We start from the raw sequence: 17,519 nt of genomic DNA, 5'->3' as shown, positions 1-17,519 counted from the left end.
GGCGGCCCGCTGACCTCCCCAAGAACCGGGAGAAAGAACTACCCGCCCACCCACCCTCCCGCGCATGTCACCCGTCCGAGTGACGCGCTTGCGGCGGAGGGATACGGACCGTTACGTTCGCCGCGACAACCGCAAACGAATACGGCCCCCGGCCGGGACGGCAATCCCGAACGAGGGCCTGACCAATCAGGAAGAGCAGAACTTCCCGATGGCTGAATCCCAGTCTAACGCGCGCCTGCGCGCCGACGCCGGAGCTCCGACCTCCGGCGTGATCCACGTACGCACCCGCCTCACCGCTGACTTCACCGTGATCGCGAACGCCCTCGCGCAGCGTCGCGGCAGCGCGGTCACGATCGGTGTCGCGGCGTACATCCTCTCCCTGCCGGACGGCTCCCCCGTGAGCATCGCCGCACTGTGCGAGCACTTCACGGAGGGCGAGATCCTGATCTCACGGGCCCTCAGGGAGCTGGAGAGCGCCGGGTACTTGGAGCGTCGCCGCGAACGGATCTCCACCGGGCAGATCCGCACCCGGACGTACTTCTACACGGTCCCCGGCGGCGAACCGGAACCGGACGACACGCCCCAACCACCGCGCCCGCGGCGTCCCTTGAGGCGGCGGACGCCGACGGCAGGGGCGGCGCGAGCGACCGTACGGACAACGCCGAAGCAGCGGCCCGGGCGGCCGGACGGCACAGAGGACCCGGAGGGGGCCGGTGAGCCGGTACAGCGGGACCGGGCCTCTCTCGCCGACGCCGACCCCGGGGCCGTCGCCGTACTGGCCGCCCTGCGCAGGGTCGACCCGCGCCTGATCCTCTCGGAGTCCGAGGCGTGCCGCCTGGCTCCGGCGGTGACGGAGTGGCTCGCGGCGGGCGTGGAGCCGTACAGAGTCACGGAGTTGCTGACCACGGGGCTCCCGGACCACTTCCTGGGCCGCCCGTCGGGACTCCTGGCGTTCCGGCTGCGCGAGACACCCTTGCCGGTTCCGCGCAGGGCGCCGGAACTCCCCTTGGAGAACCGGTCGGTTCACCCCTTCCAGACCTGCGACGGCTGCGAACGCGTCTTCCGTGCACCGACAGCGGGCCACTGCCGGGACTGCCGGGCGAGAGGCCGTCTGAGCGCGGCGAGTTGAGTCGCACGGGCCGCCGGTCCCGGGTCCGACGTCAGCCCTCGGAGACGTAGCAGTCCTTGACGGCGACGCCGACGAAATCACAGGTGGCCGCTTCCTTTTCGTCCTCGGCGGGGTGCTGCCGCAGGAAGGAGGCGGTGGCACGCGTCCCGGCGTCGAAGCAGGCGGGGTTCTGCACCACCACGGCGCTGAGGATCTTCACCCGGGTGGTCGCGAAGGCGGCCCGGGCGGTGAGAGCGGTCTCGTCGCCGTCCGTCTCCCGGAGTTGCTTCCGGAGCTGTGCGGCACGGTCGGCGAAGTCCCGGCCGGTCCGTGCGCAGCTCGCCGACCGCTCCGAGCCGGTGTCGTGCCGCGTGACCCCGACGGCGTACCCGCCTATGGCCACGGTCATGGCCGCCGCGCCGAGCAGCGCGATCATCGAACGCTTCATGAACGGGGATGCTATCCGCCCAGGTGAGGCGACTGAACACCGCTCGGGCCGGACGTTCGCCTGCCGCTGGACCGAGCAGGGTTCACACGTTCTCTACCCGTACATGGGCAACCGTTCATGTGTCCCGAGGGTCTGGAGTGGTGACGCCCGTACGGCGTACAGCGCACGGACCGTACGCGTACCGGCGGGCTCGTAGGCAGACGGCACAGGACGAAGCGGGACGACACGGGAGTGGTGAACGGCATGGGACGGCGACGGATCCTCGCGGCGTGTGCGACGGCACTGGCGGTGACGGGCGGGGCCTTGGGCATGATGCCCGCGCACGCGGCACCCAGCAGTGGATCGGCCGCCGCCCGCGCCGGTGACCTCGACGGCGACGGTTTCGGCGACCTCGCCGTCGGCTCGCCCAGCGGCACGATCGCGGGGTACGCGAAGGCCGGCTATGTCTCGGTGATGTACGGCACCGCGCAGGGCGTACGCACCACCCGGCACAAGGGCATAACCCAGCAGACGTCGGGCATCCCCGGCACGCCCGAGGCGGGCGACCGGTTCGGCTCCGCGGTGGCCGTCGGCGACGTGGACGGCGACGGGTACGCGGACCTCGTCATCGGCGCGGGCGGCGAGGCGATCGGCACGGTGAAGGGCGCCGGTTCGGTCACCGTCGTGTTCGGCGCCAAGGGCGGACTGGGCAACAAGGCCATCGCCTTCAACGCACCGACCCCGACGGCCCGTCAGGGCTTCGGCGACAGGATCACGGTCGGCGACTTCGACCACGACGGCCGGGACGACATCGCGGTCGTCGCGGGGACCAAGGTGCAGGTCGTGAAGGGCGCGGCCAAGCTGCGCGACACGGCGAAGCCCGCCATGAAGGCGTACACCCCGCCCGGCGGCGGCGTCGCGACCGGCCAGATCGCGGCGGCGGACGTGAACGGCGACGGGTACACCGACCTCGCCACCGTCGCCTCCTTCGACGACCCGGCGGACGAGGGCACGCTCGGCGTCCTCGCCGGCTCGGCGTCGGGGCTCACCACGAAGACGCTGGGCAAGACCGGGCTGCCGTTCGAGGGGTACAGCATCGTCGCGGGCGACGTCACCGGCGACGGCAAGGACGACATCGTCATCGACACCAGCTTCGAGGACGGCCCGGACGACTACCTGCTCCGGCTGTACCCGGGCACCACGGCGGGCCTCGGCGCGGGCGTGGCCTACGGAGGGTCGGCGCGGCCCGGCAGCGTGACCGGCCTCGCGGACTTCGACGGCGACGGCCACGCCGACCTGGTCACCTCGGACACCGGCGCGCCCGACCCGGACGGCTTCAACAACGCAGGCGCGGTGACGGTCGTGAAGGGCACCGGCTCGGGTCTGGACGCGGCGCACCAGCAGACGATCACCCTGGACACACCGGGGGTGGCGGGCGCGAGCGAGGGCAACGACCTGTTCGGCCGGGCGGTGGCGGCGGGCGACTACGACGCGGACGGCAAGGCCGACCTGACGGTGGGCGTCCCGGGCAAGTACCTGGGCACCGGCGCGGTCAGCGTCCTCCCGGGCTCCACCACGGGCCCGACCGGCACGAACTCCATCCTGGTCAACCCGGAGTACCTGGACCACCCGACCCTGAAGGCAGCGTTCGGCTCGGCCCTGGGCGCAACGACCCGCCCCTGACCCGAGGCCACACTCAGACCCCGGCGGGTCAGGCATCCGCCGGGGTCGTTCACGCACTCACAGTGTCGGGACTGCGATCGCCGGCCAGGCGTTTCATCACGAGGGGGATCGACCATGGGCACCGGCTGTACGCCGAACTGTCGTCGTGCTCAGCGCAGTTCGCGTCCTCCCGTGAAGGGCGGGACCCGCCGGTCTCTCTGCCGCGCGCTGCTGACGGTCCTCTGCCTGACAGGCTGCACATCCCACGGTTCCGTACCCGCCGGCCACCCCTCAGCCTCCGCCCCTCGGCGGAACGTCGACTCACACTCCGAGAGGCAGCTGACGGCGCAGGCCCAAGCGGCTCTCGACGCCGTCACGAAGGCGGACGGATCGATGGTCGAGTCAGGTGCCGAGCGGGTGTCCGACGGCGTGCACACTCAGCCCGACCTGGCGGATGGCACCCCATACAAACTGACCGTGGTGTGTGCCGGCGACGGTGCCGCCGAGATCGCGTTCACTCCGCATGACGCAGGTTCGACCAAGTCGGTCCCCTGCGACGGCTCGGTGACCTTCGAGCGGTTCACGGGCAAGAGTTCAGTGCGCCTGGACGTTCAGGGGAAGCCGAGCGCGACCGGCATGATCACCTGGCGGATCAACAGGGTCTGACCGCCGGTCGACTCCGCCCCGCTCCGGGTAGGGAAAGCAAGCGCATACACGCGATCTCCCCACTTCCCGAAAACCCCCTCCTCAACTGTCACAGACATGCCATACGCTGCTCCCAGCAGCCGCGCCCCGCACATCACCGCAGTCCCGTGGTCATGTCCGGGTGCTGCGCGGCGCACTCGTCTCCCCGGCCTCGTACCGGGTTCCACGTGGGGGTAACAGCACTGTGCGTACGCGCAGCATCTCGATCGCGACGGCTGTCGCGGTCCTCTTCGGTTCGGCCGCTCTGAGTCTCGGTACCGCGGCCACCGCCTCGGCCGCTCCGGCCGCCCGGGTCACCACGCCCGGCGGCCTGGCCGTGGACGGCGTCGTGAAGCGGGTGTTCGTCGGCGACAGCGCCAACGGCACCGTCGTGGCCGCCGACTACTCCGGTGCGGTCCTCGGCTCGATCAAGGGCGTCACGGGCGTCAGCGACCTCGCGGTCTCGGACGACGGGGCCACCGTGTACGCGGCCGCGCCCGAGATCCACGAGATCTGGGCCATCGACGCGAGCACGCTCGGCCTCAAGGCCCGCTACACCGTCCCCACCACCACCGGCCCGCGCCATGTCGCGTTCAGCGGCGGCAAGGTGTGGTTCTCCTACGGCGACCAGTGGGACGGCAACATCGGCTCCGTCGACCCGACGGTCGACCCCGCGAGCGGCACCGACCCGGTGACCATGGAGCAGGTACCGACCGAGGGCACCTCCGTCGGCATCTGGGGCCAGGCCCTGCTGGACACCGATCCGACCCAGCCGGGCATCCTCGCCGTCGGCGAGACCGGGCTGTCCACTGCCTCGATGGCCGTGCTCGACGTCTCCAGCGGCAAGCCCTCCCTGGTCGCCTGGCACAACGGCGACTACTCGCTGAACAGCGGCATCGGCGACATCGACCTGGTGCCCGGCGGCAAGCAGGTGCTGGTCAACGGCAAGGACCGCGACGCCTACGCGGACGGCGCGTTCAAGGCCGCCGGCTCCTACCCCAACGGCCAGTTCGCCGACGTCGCCTCCAACGGCTTCCTCGCCCAGGTCAACGGCTCCAAGATCCTCACGTACCAGCCCAACGCGACCCTGCCGCTGCACACGTACGACCAGGGCACGGCCCAGACCGCCGACCTCGCCTGGGCGCCGGACGACTCCCGGGTCTTCGCGCTCGTCAGCGCGGACGGCGGCTACGGCCTCAAGGTGCTCACCGGCCCGACGCTGAACAGCCCGACCCTGACGGTCAACGCCCCGTCGAGCGCGACCCGCGCCAAGAAGCTCACGGTCACCGGCAAGCTCACGGCGACGGTCCCGCTGCCGTCCGGCGCGAAGCTCCAGGTCACCCGGACCGACCTGGACTCCCCGAGCGGCAAGGCGCTGCCCACCGTCACGGTGAAGTCGGACGGCACGTACTCCTTCTCCGACACCCCGCCCGCCGGCGGCACGGTCACCTACAAGGTGGCGTACGCGGGCGACGCCGGGCACTCCGCCGTCACCGCGAGCGACAAGGTCGACGTCTCGCGCGCCTCGGCCTCGCTGAGCCTGAACAACAACGGCAAGGTGTACTCGTACGGCACCGACGTGACGTTCACGGCGCACCTCGGTACGACGTACAAGAACCGCACGGTCGAGATCTGGGCCAACCCCTACGGCGGCGACAAGCCCAACAAGCTGGTCAGGACCGGGACGGTCAGCTCCGGCGGCAACATCTCCGCGAAGATCGACATGACCCGCGACACCGAGGTCACCGCGATCTTCAAGGGCGACGCCCGCTACAAGTCGAAGACCGTCAAGGTCACGGGCTACGCCAAGGTGAAGAACTCCACCGCGGTGACGAAGCAGTACAAGACGGCCAAGATCGGCTCGCACTCGTACTACTGGTTCCACAAGAACACCGACCCGGTGCTCACCACGACGATGACGTACTACCCGGGCCGCAAGCAGCGCATGGACATGCAGGTCTACTACGCCGGTTCGTGGTACACCACCGACGGCAGCCCGCAGTACTTCAAGCTCGCCTCGAACGGCACGTCCGGCGTGCGCCTGGAGGCCCCCGGCACCTCCGGCATCAAGGTGCGCATGCGCTCCTCGTACATCAACAACTCCTCGGGCGACAACGTCAACTCGACGACGTACGGCTCGTGGAAGTACCTGTACTTCTCCAACTAGCCCCGGCGGAGGCGTCGAAGAACGACGCCCGATACTGAGCACCGGCCCCTCTCTCCCGGGAAAACCCGTGGAGAGGGGGGCCGTTCGGTGTCTACGGTGACGGGGTGACGACTGCGGTGATCGTTCTCAACGGTGGTTCCAGCTCGGGCAAGTCCGGGATCGCCCGGTGTCTGCAGGCGGTCCTGCCGGACCCGTGGCTGGCGCTCGGGACCGACACCCTCGTCGACGCGATGCCGGCGGCCATGCGGGCCTCGGACACGGGGATCGAGTTCGCCCCGGACGGCGAGGTGATCGTCGGGCCGGAGTTCCGGACGCTGGAAGCCGCGTGGATCGAGGGGATCGCCGCGATGGCGCGCGCGGGGGCCAGGATCATCGTCGACGAGGTCTTCCTCGGCGGCCCGGCCTCACAACGTCGATGGCACGACGCCCTGCACGACCTGCCCGTGCTCTGGATCGGCGTCCACTGCGACGCCACGGTCGCAGCAGGCCGCGAACTCGCCCGAGGCGACCGACCCATCGGCATGGCCGCATCCCAGGCAACCGCGGTCCACCGGGGCGTGACCTACGACCTGGAGATCGACACCACACACACCGAGTCGATCGAGTGCGCGCGGGTGATTGCGGGGCGAGTGGTCGGATGACAAACGCCGAGCCCGTCGGCCGCACCGAGGTGCGGTGAAGCGCGCGGCACCGTCGACAGCATCAACTGGCGCCAGCGGCACACCACTCCGAGGTGACGCACCCCTCCTCCACGTCCCACCACTCCTCGGCAATGCCGCGGTCGAGGAGGTGTCGCACCTTGGCGAGATCGGCGGTGGGCGGCACGTCGAGGGCGATCATGCCGAACCTCTCCATGCCCTCGCCGTCGACGCCGAGCTTCCAGCCCAGAGACTCTCCAGGGAAGCCGAAGGCCAGTCGCCCTCGTTGTACGCATTGCGATAGTTGTGACACACCCACCTGCCAACCATCCCGGAAACACCGGATGAGCCACTCGCTTGGTAGGTACTGTGGGGGGTCGTCGGGTCCGACGAATCTTGTGGCACTGGCCAGGGTTCCGCAGGGGGGTAGCGCAGATTACATGCCAACAGTCACGCTCACCGATCAAATGCTATTGCATATTTCCACCAGCAAGAGTGCGACGATATCGGCACTTCCAGTAGGTGGCAGTAAATATCCTTTCCCCACCGCTCAACTGCTCCAGCAGATCGTATCGGATCGACTACTCCTTTCAGGTGGGCATCTCCGAGCCGGCGATGCGCTACTTTTCGCGACACAATACAGATCCGCCATCAGCCGTTTCTATTACGCAATGTATCAAGCGGCACGCGCCATCGCTTTTGCAGAAACAAAAGGGGACGATCACGAGCGCCATAACATTCTTCCGCGCAATCTCCCGCCGGGCATCGATAGTCCGGTCGTACGCGAGGCTGAACTCATGGATGCTCGCTTGCTGCGCAATCAGGCCGACTATGACATCTACCCAATCAACGAATCTGATTGGGAGAACCCGATGCTCGGGCTCTTTCAGCAACGGCGGCCAACTTTGTCCAGATGTGTGAATCTTTCGCCCTGACGAACGGATATATCTGATGTCGGCAAGTGATTATGAATCCCGTATCGCTCGGGTGCTTGACGATGCAGACATCCACATCGTGCGTGTCGAGGAAAGGTCATTCCCTGGCGAACGATGGTTTCTTGTTTGGGTGGACGAAGACACGATAGCAGCAGCGCAGAGTCTGGCTGGGACTATCGAGCAGGAACTAAACTCCATCCACGATATGGAGAACGAGTCTCTCGCTGTCACCTTTAGGCCGCATCGCACCGAGACCGAAAAACCCCTGAGCTCGACGCCAAAAAGCGCCCTCGCTTCTTCAAAAGTTGACCAGCTGATCCAGCTATTGGAAGCCAGGTCGCGCACATCTGACGCACTTCCCAGCCTCAAGTACATGGAAGATCCCAGGGCAAGTCTGGCCGCTATCGGTGCCTCACGTCACCACCTTGTCTACGGTCGACGCGGCGTAGGGAAGACTGCGCTCTTGCTTGAGGCTAAGCGTCTCGCTGAGAGGGAAGGGCATGTTACGGCATGGATGAATGCGCACACGCTGCGCCTAATGAATCCGGCTTCCGCTTTCCTCATGGTGGCGGAAACCGTACTAACCTCCTTGATTCAGCACGCGGGCACTTCTCAGGCTGATTCCTTCGCTCGCCTTAAGGAACTCGTCGAGAAAGTCACATCTCTCCGAGCTGCTGACGGAGATGAGGGGCTCGGCGAAACTATCGCCGACTTGAATAGAGGATTGCGTACGGTTCTGCGAACGGGAATCGTTCGCCTCTACCTATATCTCGACGACTTCTATCTTTTCCCCATTTCCGCGCAACCTCATCTACTCGACTACTTGACCAGTATGCTTCGAGATTGCGACGGCTGGCTAAAAGTGGCGAGCATCGAACGCTTGACGCGACCTTTCGAGCCTTCTTCGCATATCGGTATTGAAATTCCACACGACGCATCCAAGATTGACCTGGACGTGACCCTAGAAGACCCCGAGGCCACGCAGAAATTCCTGGAGTCCGTACTTACGAATTACACCGAAACCGTAGGAATTTCTAAGCCGTCATCCATCACTCGTGAGGCAGCACTTGGCAGACTGATTCTCGGTTCAGGTGGTGTACCCAGGGATTACCTGAACCTTTTCGCCTCTTCGATCGTGGCAGCTAGATCTCGCACAAACGCTCGGGAAGTCGGACAGGAAGACGTCGCAGATGCTGCAGGTAAGGCTGCGCGAGGAAAGTTGAGAGATCTAGAACAGGACGTCTCCGCAGATAACGCCGATTCATTGACCTCTGCCCTCGAGTACATTTCGTCGCATGTTCGGGGAGCGGGATACACCTACTTCCGCGTCGATGTCTCTCAAAAGTCCGTCCCGGCCTACGAGACACTTGCACGGCTAGTTGATCTCCGGTTTGCGCACCTAATTCAAGCTACCCTCTCGGACCAGCACCGCCAGGGAGTCAAGTACGAAGCGTACATTCTCGACCTGAGTCAATACTCGGACGTACGCCTGAAGCGGGGGTTGCGCGTGCTTGACCTCGAGGACGGAAAATGGACTTTCAGGTTGAGCGGGAAGGCTAATACCTTGAAGAAATTGAAGAGCACTCTATTCCGAGACGAGTTGCGACGATCTCCTGTACTCGATCTGGAAGCACTCGGCCGGCATACAGGTGTGAACACAGCCTGACGTCAGTGGATGGATTGGGATGAGGCTGGGTAGCGCGCCAGACAGCGTCGAGCGAGAAACGACCGCATCTAGGTTCCACGGCCCAAGAGCTGTCGACCCCAACACCCACCAAAAAGGCCCCCTGCCCGCGGAGAACCCGCAGGCAGGGGGCTTACTGACGTCGCGTTACTTCTTCTTGCCCTGGTTCTTGACCGCCTCGATCGCTGCCGCTGCCGCGTCCGGGTCGAGGTAGGTGCCGCCCGGCTTGAGGGGCTTGAAGTCCGCGTCCAGCTCGTAGGAGAGCGGGATGCCCGTCGGGATGTTCAGGCCCGCGATGTCGGCGTCGGAGATGCCGTCGAGGTGCTTGACCAGGGCGCGGAGGCTGTTGCCGTGGGCCGCGACCAGGACCGTGCGGCCGGTCAGCAGGTCGGGGACGATGCCGTCGAACCAGTACGGCAGCATGCGGACGACGACGTCCTTCAGGCACTCCGTCTGCGGGCGCAGCTCGGGCGGGAGCGTGGCGTAGCGCGGGTCGTCGAACTGCGAGTACTCGGCGTCGCGGTCGAGCGGCGGCGGCGGGGTGTCGTACGAGCGGCGCCAGAGCATGAACTGCTCCTCGCCGAACTCGGCGAGCGTCTGCGCCTTGTCCTTGCCCTGCAGGGCGCCGTAGTGACGCTCGTTCAGGCGCCAGCTGCGGTGGACCGGGATCCAGAGGCGGTCCGCGGACTCCAGCGCCAGCTGCGCGGTGCGGATCGCGCGCTTCTGGAGCGAGGTGTGGACCACGTCGGGCAGCAGGCCGGCGTCCTTGAGCAGCTCACCGCCGCGTACTGCCTCCTTCTCGCCCTTCTCGTTGAGGTTGACGTCCACCCAACCGGTGAACAGGTTCTTCGCGTTCCATTCGCTCTCGCCGTGGCGGAGGAGGATCAGCTTGTACGGTGCGTCGGCCATGCCTCCGAGCGTAATCGAACCCCCCGACCGCTCGCGCGCTCGGTCGCCAGTCGGACACCCGCGCCCCCGCTTCGCCGTCCCGCGCCCTCCCCGCCGCCCGTCAGTTGACGGCATCTGTTAATCGAGTGGCTCTCCGGGGCCGGGCCCTCGTAAGTTGTGCTCACCGCCAGAGCCGCTTACGTCCGTGGGGGATTTTCCATGCCTGTCGCCGTCGTCAGACGTGCCGTCCGGGAGACCGTGTCCGGGCTCCCCCGCGAGTTCTGGTGGCTGTGGACCAGCACCCTCATCAACCGGCTCGGCGCCTTCGTCGCCACGTTCATGGCCCTGTACCTGACCCTCGACCGGGGCTACTCCGCCTCGTACGCCGGTCTCGTCGCGTCCCTGCACGGCCTCGGCGGGGTCGTCTCCTCGCTCGTCGCCGGCGTCATGACCGACCGGTTCGGGCGCCGCCCCACGCTGCTCGTCGCCCAGGTGTCGACGGCCGGCTCGGTCGCGCTGCTCGGCTTCATGCAGGACCCGGTGGCCATCGCCGGGGTCGCCTTCCTGGTGGGCATGGCCAGCAACGCCTCCCGGCCCGCCGTGCAGGCGATGATGGCGGACATCGTCCGGCCCGAGGACCGTGTCCGCGCCTTCTCCCTGAACTACTGGGCCGTCAACCTCGGCTTCGCCGTCTCCTCGATCGGCGCCGGCTTCATCGCCGAGTTCAGCTACCTCGCGGGCTTCCTCATCGAGGCCGGCATGACCCTGGTCTGCGCGTTCGTCGTCTTCGCGAAGCTCCCGGAGTCGAAGCCGGTGCAGGTCGCCAAGGAGACGGCGCCCGCCGTCGGGCTCGGGACGGTGCTGCGCGACGGACGGTTCATGAGCGTCGTCGGCCTGTCGTTCCTCGTCGCGCTCGTGTTCCAGCAGGGCTCGGTCGGACTGCCGATCGCGATGGGCGAGGCCGGTTTCACCCCGGCGGACTACGGCACGGCGATGGCGGTCAACGGCGTGATGATCGTCGTGCTCCAGATCCCGGTGACCCGTTTCATCGAGCACCGGGACCCCCGGCGGCTGCTCGTCGTCTCGTCGATCCTCGCCGGGTACGGGTTCGGGCTCACCGCCTTCGCCGGGTCCGTGGGCGTCTTCACCCTGACCGTCTGTGTGTGGACCCTCGCCGAGATCGTCAACGCCCCGACGCAGACCGGGCTCGTCGTCCGCCTCTCCCCCGTCCACGGCCGCGGCCGCTACCAGGGCATGTACACCCTGTCCTGGGCGCTCGCCTCGCTCGTCGCCCCGGTGATGTCCGGCCTCGTCATCGACCGTTTCGGCGCCGCCTACCTCTGGGGCCTGTGCGCGGTGGTCGGCACGGTGGCCGGCCTCGGCTACGCGCTGCTCATGCGCCGGCTCCCCACGGAGGACTCCGTCCTGGCGCCCGTACGGGACTCCCCGCGGGACTCCGTGGCACCGGCCGTACGGGACTCCGCACGTGCGTCCGTGCCGGGGGCCCGGCCGGCCTCCCTCGCGGACGACGTGACCGTCGAGGTCGGTCCCGCCGCCGTGGGCTGCGGCCCCGCCCTGGAGGCCGCGCCCGTCCCCGTCCCCGCTCCCGCTCAGGTTCCGGCGTCGGCGTCGGCTTCCCGTACGGAGTCCGCCCCGGCCTGAGAGCCGGACAGCGGGTCGCGGACCCCGGACCCCGGTCCGCGCGGGCGACCTTCGCGGACATCGGGGCGCCGACACCGGCTCGCGGCTCGCCGCATCCTCGGGCCGGGACCGCCCCGGCCTCCTCACGGATGCATCCGTGCCCCCTTCACCACCTTGTCCACAGCGTTCCGCGGCCCGTGCACCGCGAGGCCCACCAGGTCCAGGGCGCCGGTCGGCACCGCCCGGACGGCCGCGCGGTTGTCCCGGTCGTTGCCCGTGGCGAACAGGTCGGACGTGAAGATCGCCCTGGGCAGGGCCCGCGAGAGCGCGCGGCCGTGGGCGGCGGTCAGCGTCTCCTTGGACGCCTCGAAGACCATGACGGGCTGGCGGAACATCGGCAGGTAGGCGACCGCGTCCGCGTCCTCGTAGGGCTCGCCGACCACCTCGGGGACGGCCGTGCCCAGGCCGCTGACGAGGAAGGCGGTCACGTTGAGCCGCTGCCAGGGCTCCAGGTCGTCGCGCAGGACGACGACGATCTTGGTGTCGAAACGGACGGGTGCGTCGCCGGAGACGCTCGCGGTGTCCACGGTGCCGCTGTTCCCGGTGTTCTCGGTGTTCGCGGTGTTCTCGGTGTTCTCGGTGTTCGCGGTGTTCTCGGTGTTCGCGGTGTCGGTGATCTCGGTGTCGCCGTTCGCGGTGTTCGTGCTGCTCACGCTGCTCATGCACTGAGACTGCCGACCGGGGTCCGCCGCGGTCTTGTACGTTCTTTGCATGGCCCCGCAACGGGAGATCTCCGCGTGGCGCCCGGGTGTCCCGGGTGTCGTCGAGGTCTTCCACGCCCACTACACCGAGTACGCGTACCCGATGCACGTGCACGAGGCCTGGACCCTGCTGATCGTCGACGACGGCGCCGTCCGGTACGACCTGGACCGGCACGAGCACGGCACCCCGCACGACACGGTGTCGCTGCTCCCCCCGCACATCCCGCACAACGGCGCGCCGGCCACCGCGGACGGTTTCCGCAAGCGGGTCCTCTATCTCGACAGCTCACGCCTGGGCGACGACCTCATCGGGCCCGCCGTGGACGGACCCGACCTGGTGGACCCGGCGCTGCGCCACCGCGTCGGTCAGCTGCACACCGCCCTCGCGCATCCCGGGGACGAGCTGGAGGCCGACAGCAGGCTGACGCTGATCGCGGAGCGGCTGCACGGCCGACTGCGTCCGGCGGCGGCGGCCGGCCTCGCGCGCCCCGACCGGCCGCTCGCGTACCGGCTGCGCGAACTCCTCGACGCGCGCCTCGTCGAGGGGGTCGCCCTGGACGAGGCGGCGCGGCTCGTGCACGCCCATCCCGCCCATCTCGTACGGGCGTTCAGCGGCGCGTTCGGCATCGCCCCGCACCAGTACCTGATGTCCCGCCGGGTGGACCGCGCCCGCCGGCTGCTGCTCGACGGGCGCCCGCCGGGCGAGGTGGCCGCGGCGACCGGTTTCTACGACCAGTCCCATCTCACCCGTCATTTCCGGCGGTTGGTGGGGGTGACCCCGGGACGGTACGCGCGGTCGTGAAACCCGCCGCAGACCACCCGAGGGGCCGACTTCCCTCTCTAGAGGCCGCGTTGGGCCTCGTACAGGTTGCGCGGGCGTACGGCGTCGGTCGTCCCGTACAGCTCCAGGCGGGCGTGCAGGTCGCCGGTGAAGTCGGGGACGTCGATCTGGTCGAACTCGGTGACCTCGTTGACGCCGACGGTGGCGCTGTAGGGGGCGAGTCCGTCGATCTTCATCAGGCCGGCGCGGCCGTTGGCGACCCGGATGTTCCAGTGGGTGAAGCGGGCGCCGAAGAGCGGTCCGGCGGAGGCGTCGCCACCGTGCCGGCCGTCGTTGTCCACGGTGATGTCGGTGCGGACGTTGGCGAACGGCAGCCCGCGGTGCGAGTCGAAGGTGCCCATCCGCATGTCACCGCGCGACCAGACATTGTAGGAGGACAGGCCCTCGACATTGATGCCGTGCAGCTGGGTCCCGGCGGGTGCCGGGACGGTGCGCTCCTCGATGGTGAAGTCCTCGATCAGGTTGTCGTGCGAGCCCTCGCGGCAGAAGTACGGGTGGTGGGAGCCGCGGCCCGCGACCCGGGTACGGCGCAGGGTGCAGGCGGAGGCGGCGACGAGGCCGAAGCCGTTGTCGACGTGGCGCACGGTGACGTCGTCGACCCAGCAGTCGTAGGCGCACTGGAGGACGACGCCGTTGTACCCCTTGTCGAGGAGGTGCGGGGACTGCGGTGTCTCGACGGCCTCCAGGGTCAGGCCCTCCACGCCGGAGCCGGTCAGTTCCTCGACGTGGGTGGTCAGCCGGGGGTCCCACTCGGTGCGGACGTCGAGCGGCAGGGGCCGTTCGAGCGTCACCCTGCGGCCCCTGACGCGGGCCACGCGGACGGGCCACTCGTAGGGGACGTACGACGTCAGTTTCGTCTTGTCGTCCCAGTAGTACGCCTCCGGGCCGGGGCCGCCGCCGGACATGTGCTCCAGGAGGGTGTGGTCCGCGTCGTCGGCGAGGCGGAGCAGGACGAGGGCGCCCGGGCGCAGCCCGGAGGCGTCCGCGACGGTCACCGTCCAGGAGCCCTGGCGGGCGGGCTCGACGGTGGTGAGGGTCTGCCAGGCGTCGCGCGTGTTGCCGGTCCAGCCCTCGAAGGGCCACGCCTTCGCCCTGATGGCGTCGACGAGGGAGTCCAGGCGGGCGGTGGGTGCCAGCCAGATGAGGCCGCCGGCCCAGGACCAGGAGGACTTGTCGCCTCCGTAGCGGGATCCGTAGGCGCCGATCAGCTCCGTGAGGTTCTTCGTCGCGTACAGCGTCGTCCGGCCGCTGCCGGCGCCCCGGAGGACCACGTTCGAGTGACCGATGCGGATCAGGTCGTCGATGCGGTAGGTCCCGGGCGGGATGGTGACCGTGCCACCGCCGGCCCTTCCGGCGGCGGCGATGGCACGGTTGATCGCGGGGGCGCAGTCGGTCGTCCCGTCGGCGGCGAAGGCCCCGTGGTGGCGGACGTCGGTCACGACACGGTGCCGGGGCAGGCGTGCCGCTCCGCCGCCGAGGCCGGCCCTGCCGACGTAGGGGATCTGCGGGTGGGTGAACGGGGAGCGGGTGAACTCGCGCCAGATCGCCGGTACTTCGCCGTGCCGCGCCGGGGTGCTCGGCGGGCTCCCGGCCGTCGTCGCCGCCTGCCCGGCCGCCGCCGGGCCCGCCGCCGCGCCGGTCACGGCGACGGCCGCCACGGCCGTGGCGCTGCCGAGCAGGGTCCGTCTGGTCATCCCCGCGCGCCCGCTGTTCCGGTGCCTGTCGTTCATGCCCGTCCGCCCTTCCATGGTGCTCGTCCGACCCGACATGGTTTTCATGGATGTGAACGACGTTCAGATCTGCGTCGGCGGCGAGCATGCCACGAGGACCCCGCGCACCGGAAGAGGTCGCGCACGGGTCAATGGCGAGGCGGGGAGCGTCAGTTGGCGGGACGCTCGGTCAGGTGGGTGAACGCGTCCAGGTTGCGGGTCGACTCGCCGCGGGACACCCGCCAGTCGTACTCCTTGCGGATCGCGGAGGCGAAACCGAGCTCCAGGAGGGTGTTGAAGGAGCCGTCGGCCGCTTCGAGGACCGAGCCGAGCAGCCGGTCCACCTCTTCGGGGGTGACGGCGGCCAGCGGCAGCTTGCCGACCAGATAGACGTCCCCGAGGGAGTCGACCGCGTAGGAGACCCCGTAGAGCTTGAGGTTGCGCTCCAGGAGCCAGCGGTGCACCGCCGCGTGGTTCTCGTCGGGGTGGCGGACCACGAAGGCGTTCAGCGACAGCGAGTGCTTGCCGACGATCAGCGAGACCGTCGTGGACAGCTTGCGGGTACCGGGCAGTTTCACCACGTACGAGCCCGCCGCGGGACTCTCCCACTCCAGCTCGGCCTCGGTGAGGACCTGCTCGATGATCGACGCTGCGTCAGCCATGCAGCGAGCCTACGTGACCGCTCCGGACGCGGCCCCCACCACCTCCGGGCGCGGCCCACCTCCGCCGCGCGGCCCATCATCTCCGGGCGCGCGACCGCACTCGTTCACCGGCGGGACGTGCGCGGACCGCCTCAGGCGTGGTGCGCCCGCACCCGGCGCCGGTGTTCCTGCGTCGCCGCCGCGTAGACGTCCGCCGTCGCGGCGGCCGCGGTGTCCCAGCCGAAGCGCTCCGCGTGCCGGGCCGCCGCGGCGCCCATCCGGTCCGGGAGCGTCGCGTCGTCCGCGAAGTCGCCCAGTACGCGCGCGTAGTCGGCGGGATGGTGGCCGGGGACCAGGAAGCCCGTCTCCCCGTGGCGGACGGCCACCGGCAGACCGCCGACCTCGGCGGCGAGCACCGGCGTGCCGGCCGCCTGCGCCTCGATGGCGACGAGCCCGAAGGACTCGCTGTAGGAGGGCATCACCAGGACGGAGGCGGCCCGGAACCAGTCGGCGAGCTGGTCCTGGTCGACGGGCGGCCGGAACCGCACGACGTCGGCGATGCCCAGCCGCGCGGCGAGCTTCTGGAGCCCCTCGGGCTTGGCGAGGCCGCTGCCGCTCGGTCCGCCGACCACCGGGACGACGATCCTGCGCCGCAGTTCGGGCCGCTCGTCGAGCAGTACGGCGACCGCGCGCAGCAGCACGTCGGGGGCCTTCAGGGGCTGTATGCGGCCGGCGAACAGGGGGATCAGGGCGTCCTGCGGCAGGCCGAGGCGGGCCCGGGCGGCGGCGCGGCCGTCGGCGGGGCGGAAGCGGTCGAGGTTGACGCCGGGGTGCACGACGGCGACGTTGCCGGCCGCGGCCTCGTAGTGGCGCACGAGTTCGTCGGCCTCCTCCGCGGTGTTCGCGATGAGGCGGTCGGCGGCGCGCACGATCTGGGTCTCGCCGATGACGCGGGCGGCGGGCTCGGGGGTGTCGCCCTCGGCGAGCGAGGCGTTCTTGACCTTGGCCATGGTGTGCATGGCGTGGACGAGGGGGGCGCCCCAGCGTTCGGCGGCCAGCCAGCCGACGTGGCCGGAGAGCCAGTAGTGGGAGTGCACGAGGTCGTAGTAGCCGGGGCGGTGACCGGCCCACGCCTGCATGACGCCGTGCGTGAAGGCGCACAACTGGGCGGGGAGATCTTCCTTGGCGAGGCCTTCGTAGGGGCCCGCGTCGACGTGCCGGACGAGGACGCCGGGGGCCAGCTCGACACAGGGCGGGAGCGCGGCCGTGGTGGCGCGCGTGAAGATCTCGACCTCGATGTTGATCGCGGCCAGCCGCTGGGCCAGCTCCACGATGTAGACGTTCATGCCGCCCGCGTCGCCCGTGCCGGGCTGGTGCAGCGGCGAGGTGTGCACGGAGAGCATCGCTACGCGTCGGGGCCTGCGGTGCAGCCTGAGCCGCGAGGGCGTCGCCGCCGAGCGACGCCCGAGCCTGCTGACGTACTGGCTCACGTGGCGTTTCCTCCTCGCTGCGGGCATGCCGGTCGGAGGACACAGGGCGCCCTCCAGCAGGGGGAACGCCGGAGGCCTCCGCTCCATTTCCGCTTTGCCGAATCATTACCGCCGGTCGCTCAACCGTTCGATCCGAGAGTGCGTCTGCCCCGCTGCCCGCGCGGTACTCCGCAGGGCGCGGGCACACGGGCGTGCGCGGTACTCCGCAGGGCGCGAGCACACGGGCGTGCGCGGTACTCCGCA

General features: G+C 69.3%; 16 protein-coding genes. 9 read left to right on the top strand and 7 right to left on the bottom strand.

Features of this window, described 5'->3' with window-relative positions; translation table 11 throughout:
• Nucleotides 1-208 precede the first annotated feature (208 nt).
• The gene (locus tag OG406_RS21950; protein ID WP_329187328.1) at nt 209-1,129 is read left to right on the top strand and encodes a hypothetical protein; all 921 of its coding nucleotides are present in this window, start codon (nt 209-211) and stop codon (nt 1,127-1,129) included.
• 31 nt (nt 1,130-1,160) lie between these two features.
• On the opposite strand, the gene OG406_RS21945 is transcribed toward OG406_RS21950, so the two are convergent.
• A complete protein-coding gene (locus OG406_RS21945) occupies nt 1,161-1,556 on the bottom strand; it encodes a hypothetical protein (protein ID WP_164374227.1) in 396 nt (131 codons plus the stop codon).
• A 243-nt stretch (nt 1,557-1,799) separates the two neighbouring features.
• Here OG406_RS21945 and OG406_RS21940 point away from each other — a divergent pair, with 243 nt between their 5' ends.
• From OG406_RS21940 to cpt, 4 genes are all read left to right on the top strand, one after another.
• Nucleotides 1,800-3,218: an FG-GAP-like repeat-containing protein gene (locus OG406_RS21940; RefSeq protein WP_329187324.1), complete on the top strand. Its 1,419-nt coding sequence runs from the start codon at nt 1,800-1,802 to the stop codon at nt 3,216-3,218.
• A gap of 396 nt (nt 3,219-3,614) precedes the next feature.
• Entirely contained in the window at nt 3,615-3,863 is a 249-nt protein-coding gene (locus OG406_RS21935; RefSeq protein ID WP_329187322.1) for a hypothetical protein, read from the top strand.
• A gap of 223 nt (nt 3,864-4,086) precedes the next feature.
• Nucleotides 4,087-6,048: a YncE family protein gene (locus OG406_RS21930; protein WP_329187321.1), complete on the top strand. Its 1,962-nt coding sequence runs from the start codon at nt 4,087-4,089 to the stop codon at nt 6,046-6,048.
• Between the two features lie 104 nt (nt 6,049-6,152).
• Complete coding sequence (gene cpt, locus OG406_RS21925) at nt 6,153-6,689, top strand: chloramphenicol phosphotransferase CPT (RefSeq protein WP_329187320.1); 537 nt, start codon at nt 6,153-6,155, stop codon at nt 6,687-6,689.
• 61 nt (nt 6,690-6,750) lie between these two features.
• On the opposite strand, the gene OG406_RS21920 is transcribed toward cpt, so the two are convergent.
• Nucleotides 6,751-6,888: a hypothetical protein gene (locus OG406_RS21920; protein WP_329187318.1), complete on the bottom strand. Its 138-nt coding sequence runs from the start codon at nt 6,886-6,888 to the stop codon at nt 6,751-6,753.
• Nucleotides 6,889-7,126: 238 nt separating this feature from the next.
• Between OG406_RS21920 and OG406_RS21915 the strand changes: the two genes are divergently transcribed.
• A complete protein-coding gene (locus OG406_RS21915) occupies nt 7,127-7,621 on the top strand; it encodes a hypothetical protein (RefSeq protein ID WP_329187317.1) in 495 nt (164 codons plus the stop codon).
• A 130-nt stretch (nt 7,622-7,751) separates the two neighbouring features.
• Nucleotides 7,752-9,287 carry an ATP-binding protein gene (locus OG406_RS21910; RefSeq protein ID WP_329187316.1) on the top strand — a complete coding sequence of 512 codons (1,536 nt, stop codon included), beginning with the start codon at nt 7,752-7,754 and terminating at the stop codon, nt 9,285-9,287.
• 165 nt (nt 9,288-9,452) lie between these two features.
• On the opposite strand, the gene OG406_RS21905 is transcribed toward OG406_RS21910, so the two are convergent.
• The gene (locus tag OG406_RS21905) at nt 9,453-10,214 is read right to left on the bottom strand and encodes a phosphoglyceromutase (RefSeq protein ID WP_081218054.1); all 762 of its coding nucleotides are present in this window, start codon (nt 10,212-10,214) and stop codon (nt 9,453-9,455) included.
• A gap of 198 nt (nt 10,215-10,412) precedes the next feature.
• Between OG406_RS21905 and OG406_RS21900 the strand changes: the two genes are divergently transcribed.
• Nucleotides 10,413-11,855, top strand: a complete 1,443-nt coding sequence (locus tag OG406_RS21900) for an MDR family MFS transporter (protein ID WP_329187314.1) — start codon at nt 10,413-10,415, stop codon at nt 11,853-11,855.
• 122 nt (nt 11,856-11,977) lie between these two features.
• Here the strand turns inward: OG406_RS21900 and OG406_RS21895 are convergent, their stop codons facing one another.
• Nucleotides 11,978-12,421: a DUF2000 domain-containing protein gene (locus OG406_RS21895; RefSeq protein ID WP_329190915.1), complete on the bottom strand. Its 444-nt coding sequence runs from the start codon at nt 12,419-12,421 to the stop codon at nt 11,978-11,980.
• 184 nt (nt 12,422-12,605) lie between these two features.
• On the opposite strand from OG406_RS21895, the gene OG406_RS21890 reads away from it, so the two are divergent.
• Nucleotides 12,606-13,397, top strand: coding sequence for a helix-turn-helix transcriptional regulator (locus OG406_RS21890; RefSeq protein ID WP_329187313.1), 792 nt, complete (start codon nt 12,606-12,608; stop codon nt 13,395-13,397).
• A gap of 38 nt (nt 13,398-13,435) precedes the next feature.
• Here the strand turns inward: OG406_RS21890 and OG406_RS21885 are convergent, their stop codons facing one another.
• From OG406_RS21885 to mshA, 3 genes are all read right to left on the bottom strand, one after another.
• Nucleotides 13,436-15,130 (bottom strand): glycosyl hydrolase family 28-related protein, encoded by a 1,695-nt coding sequence (locus OG406_RS21885; RefSeq protein ID WP_329187311.1) that lies wholly within the window; start codon nt 15,128-15,130, stop codon nt 13,436-13,438.
• Nucleotides 15,131-15,315: 185 nt separating this feature from the next.
• On the bottom strand, nt 15,316-15,807 hold the full coding sequence (locus tag OG406_RS21880) for a YbjN domain-containing protein (RefSeq protein ID WP_164374217.1): 492 nt from the start codon (nt 15,805-15,807) through the stop codon (nt 15,316-15,318).
• A 131-nt stretch (nt 15,808-15,938) separates the two neighbouring features.
• Entirely contained in the window at nt 15,939-17,276 is a 1,338-nt protein-coding gene (gene mshA, locus OG406_RS21875; protein WP_164374216.1) for a D-inositol-3-phosphate glycosyltransferase, read from the bottom strand.
• Nucleotides 17,277-17,519: the final 243 nt, after the last annotated feature.

The organism is Streptomyces sp. NBC_01428 (assembly GCF_036231965.1).
Classification (GTDB): domain Bacteria; phylum Actinomycetota; class Actinomycetes; order Streptomycetales; family Streptomycetaceae; genus Streptomyces.
This window is presented reverse-complemented; position numbering and strand designations above follow the sequence as displayed.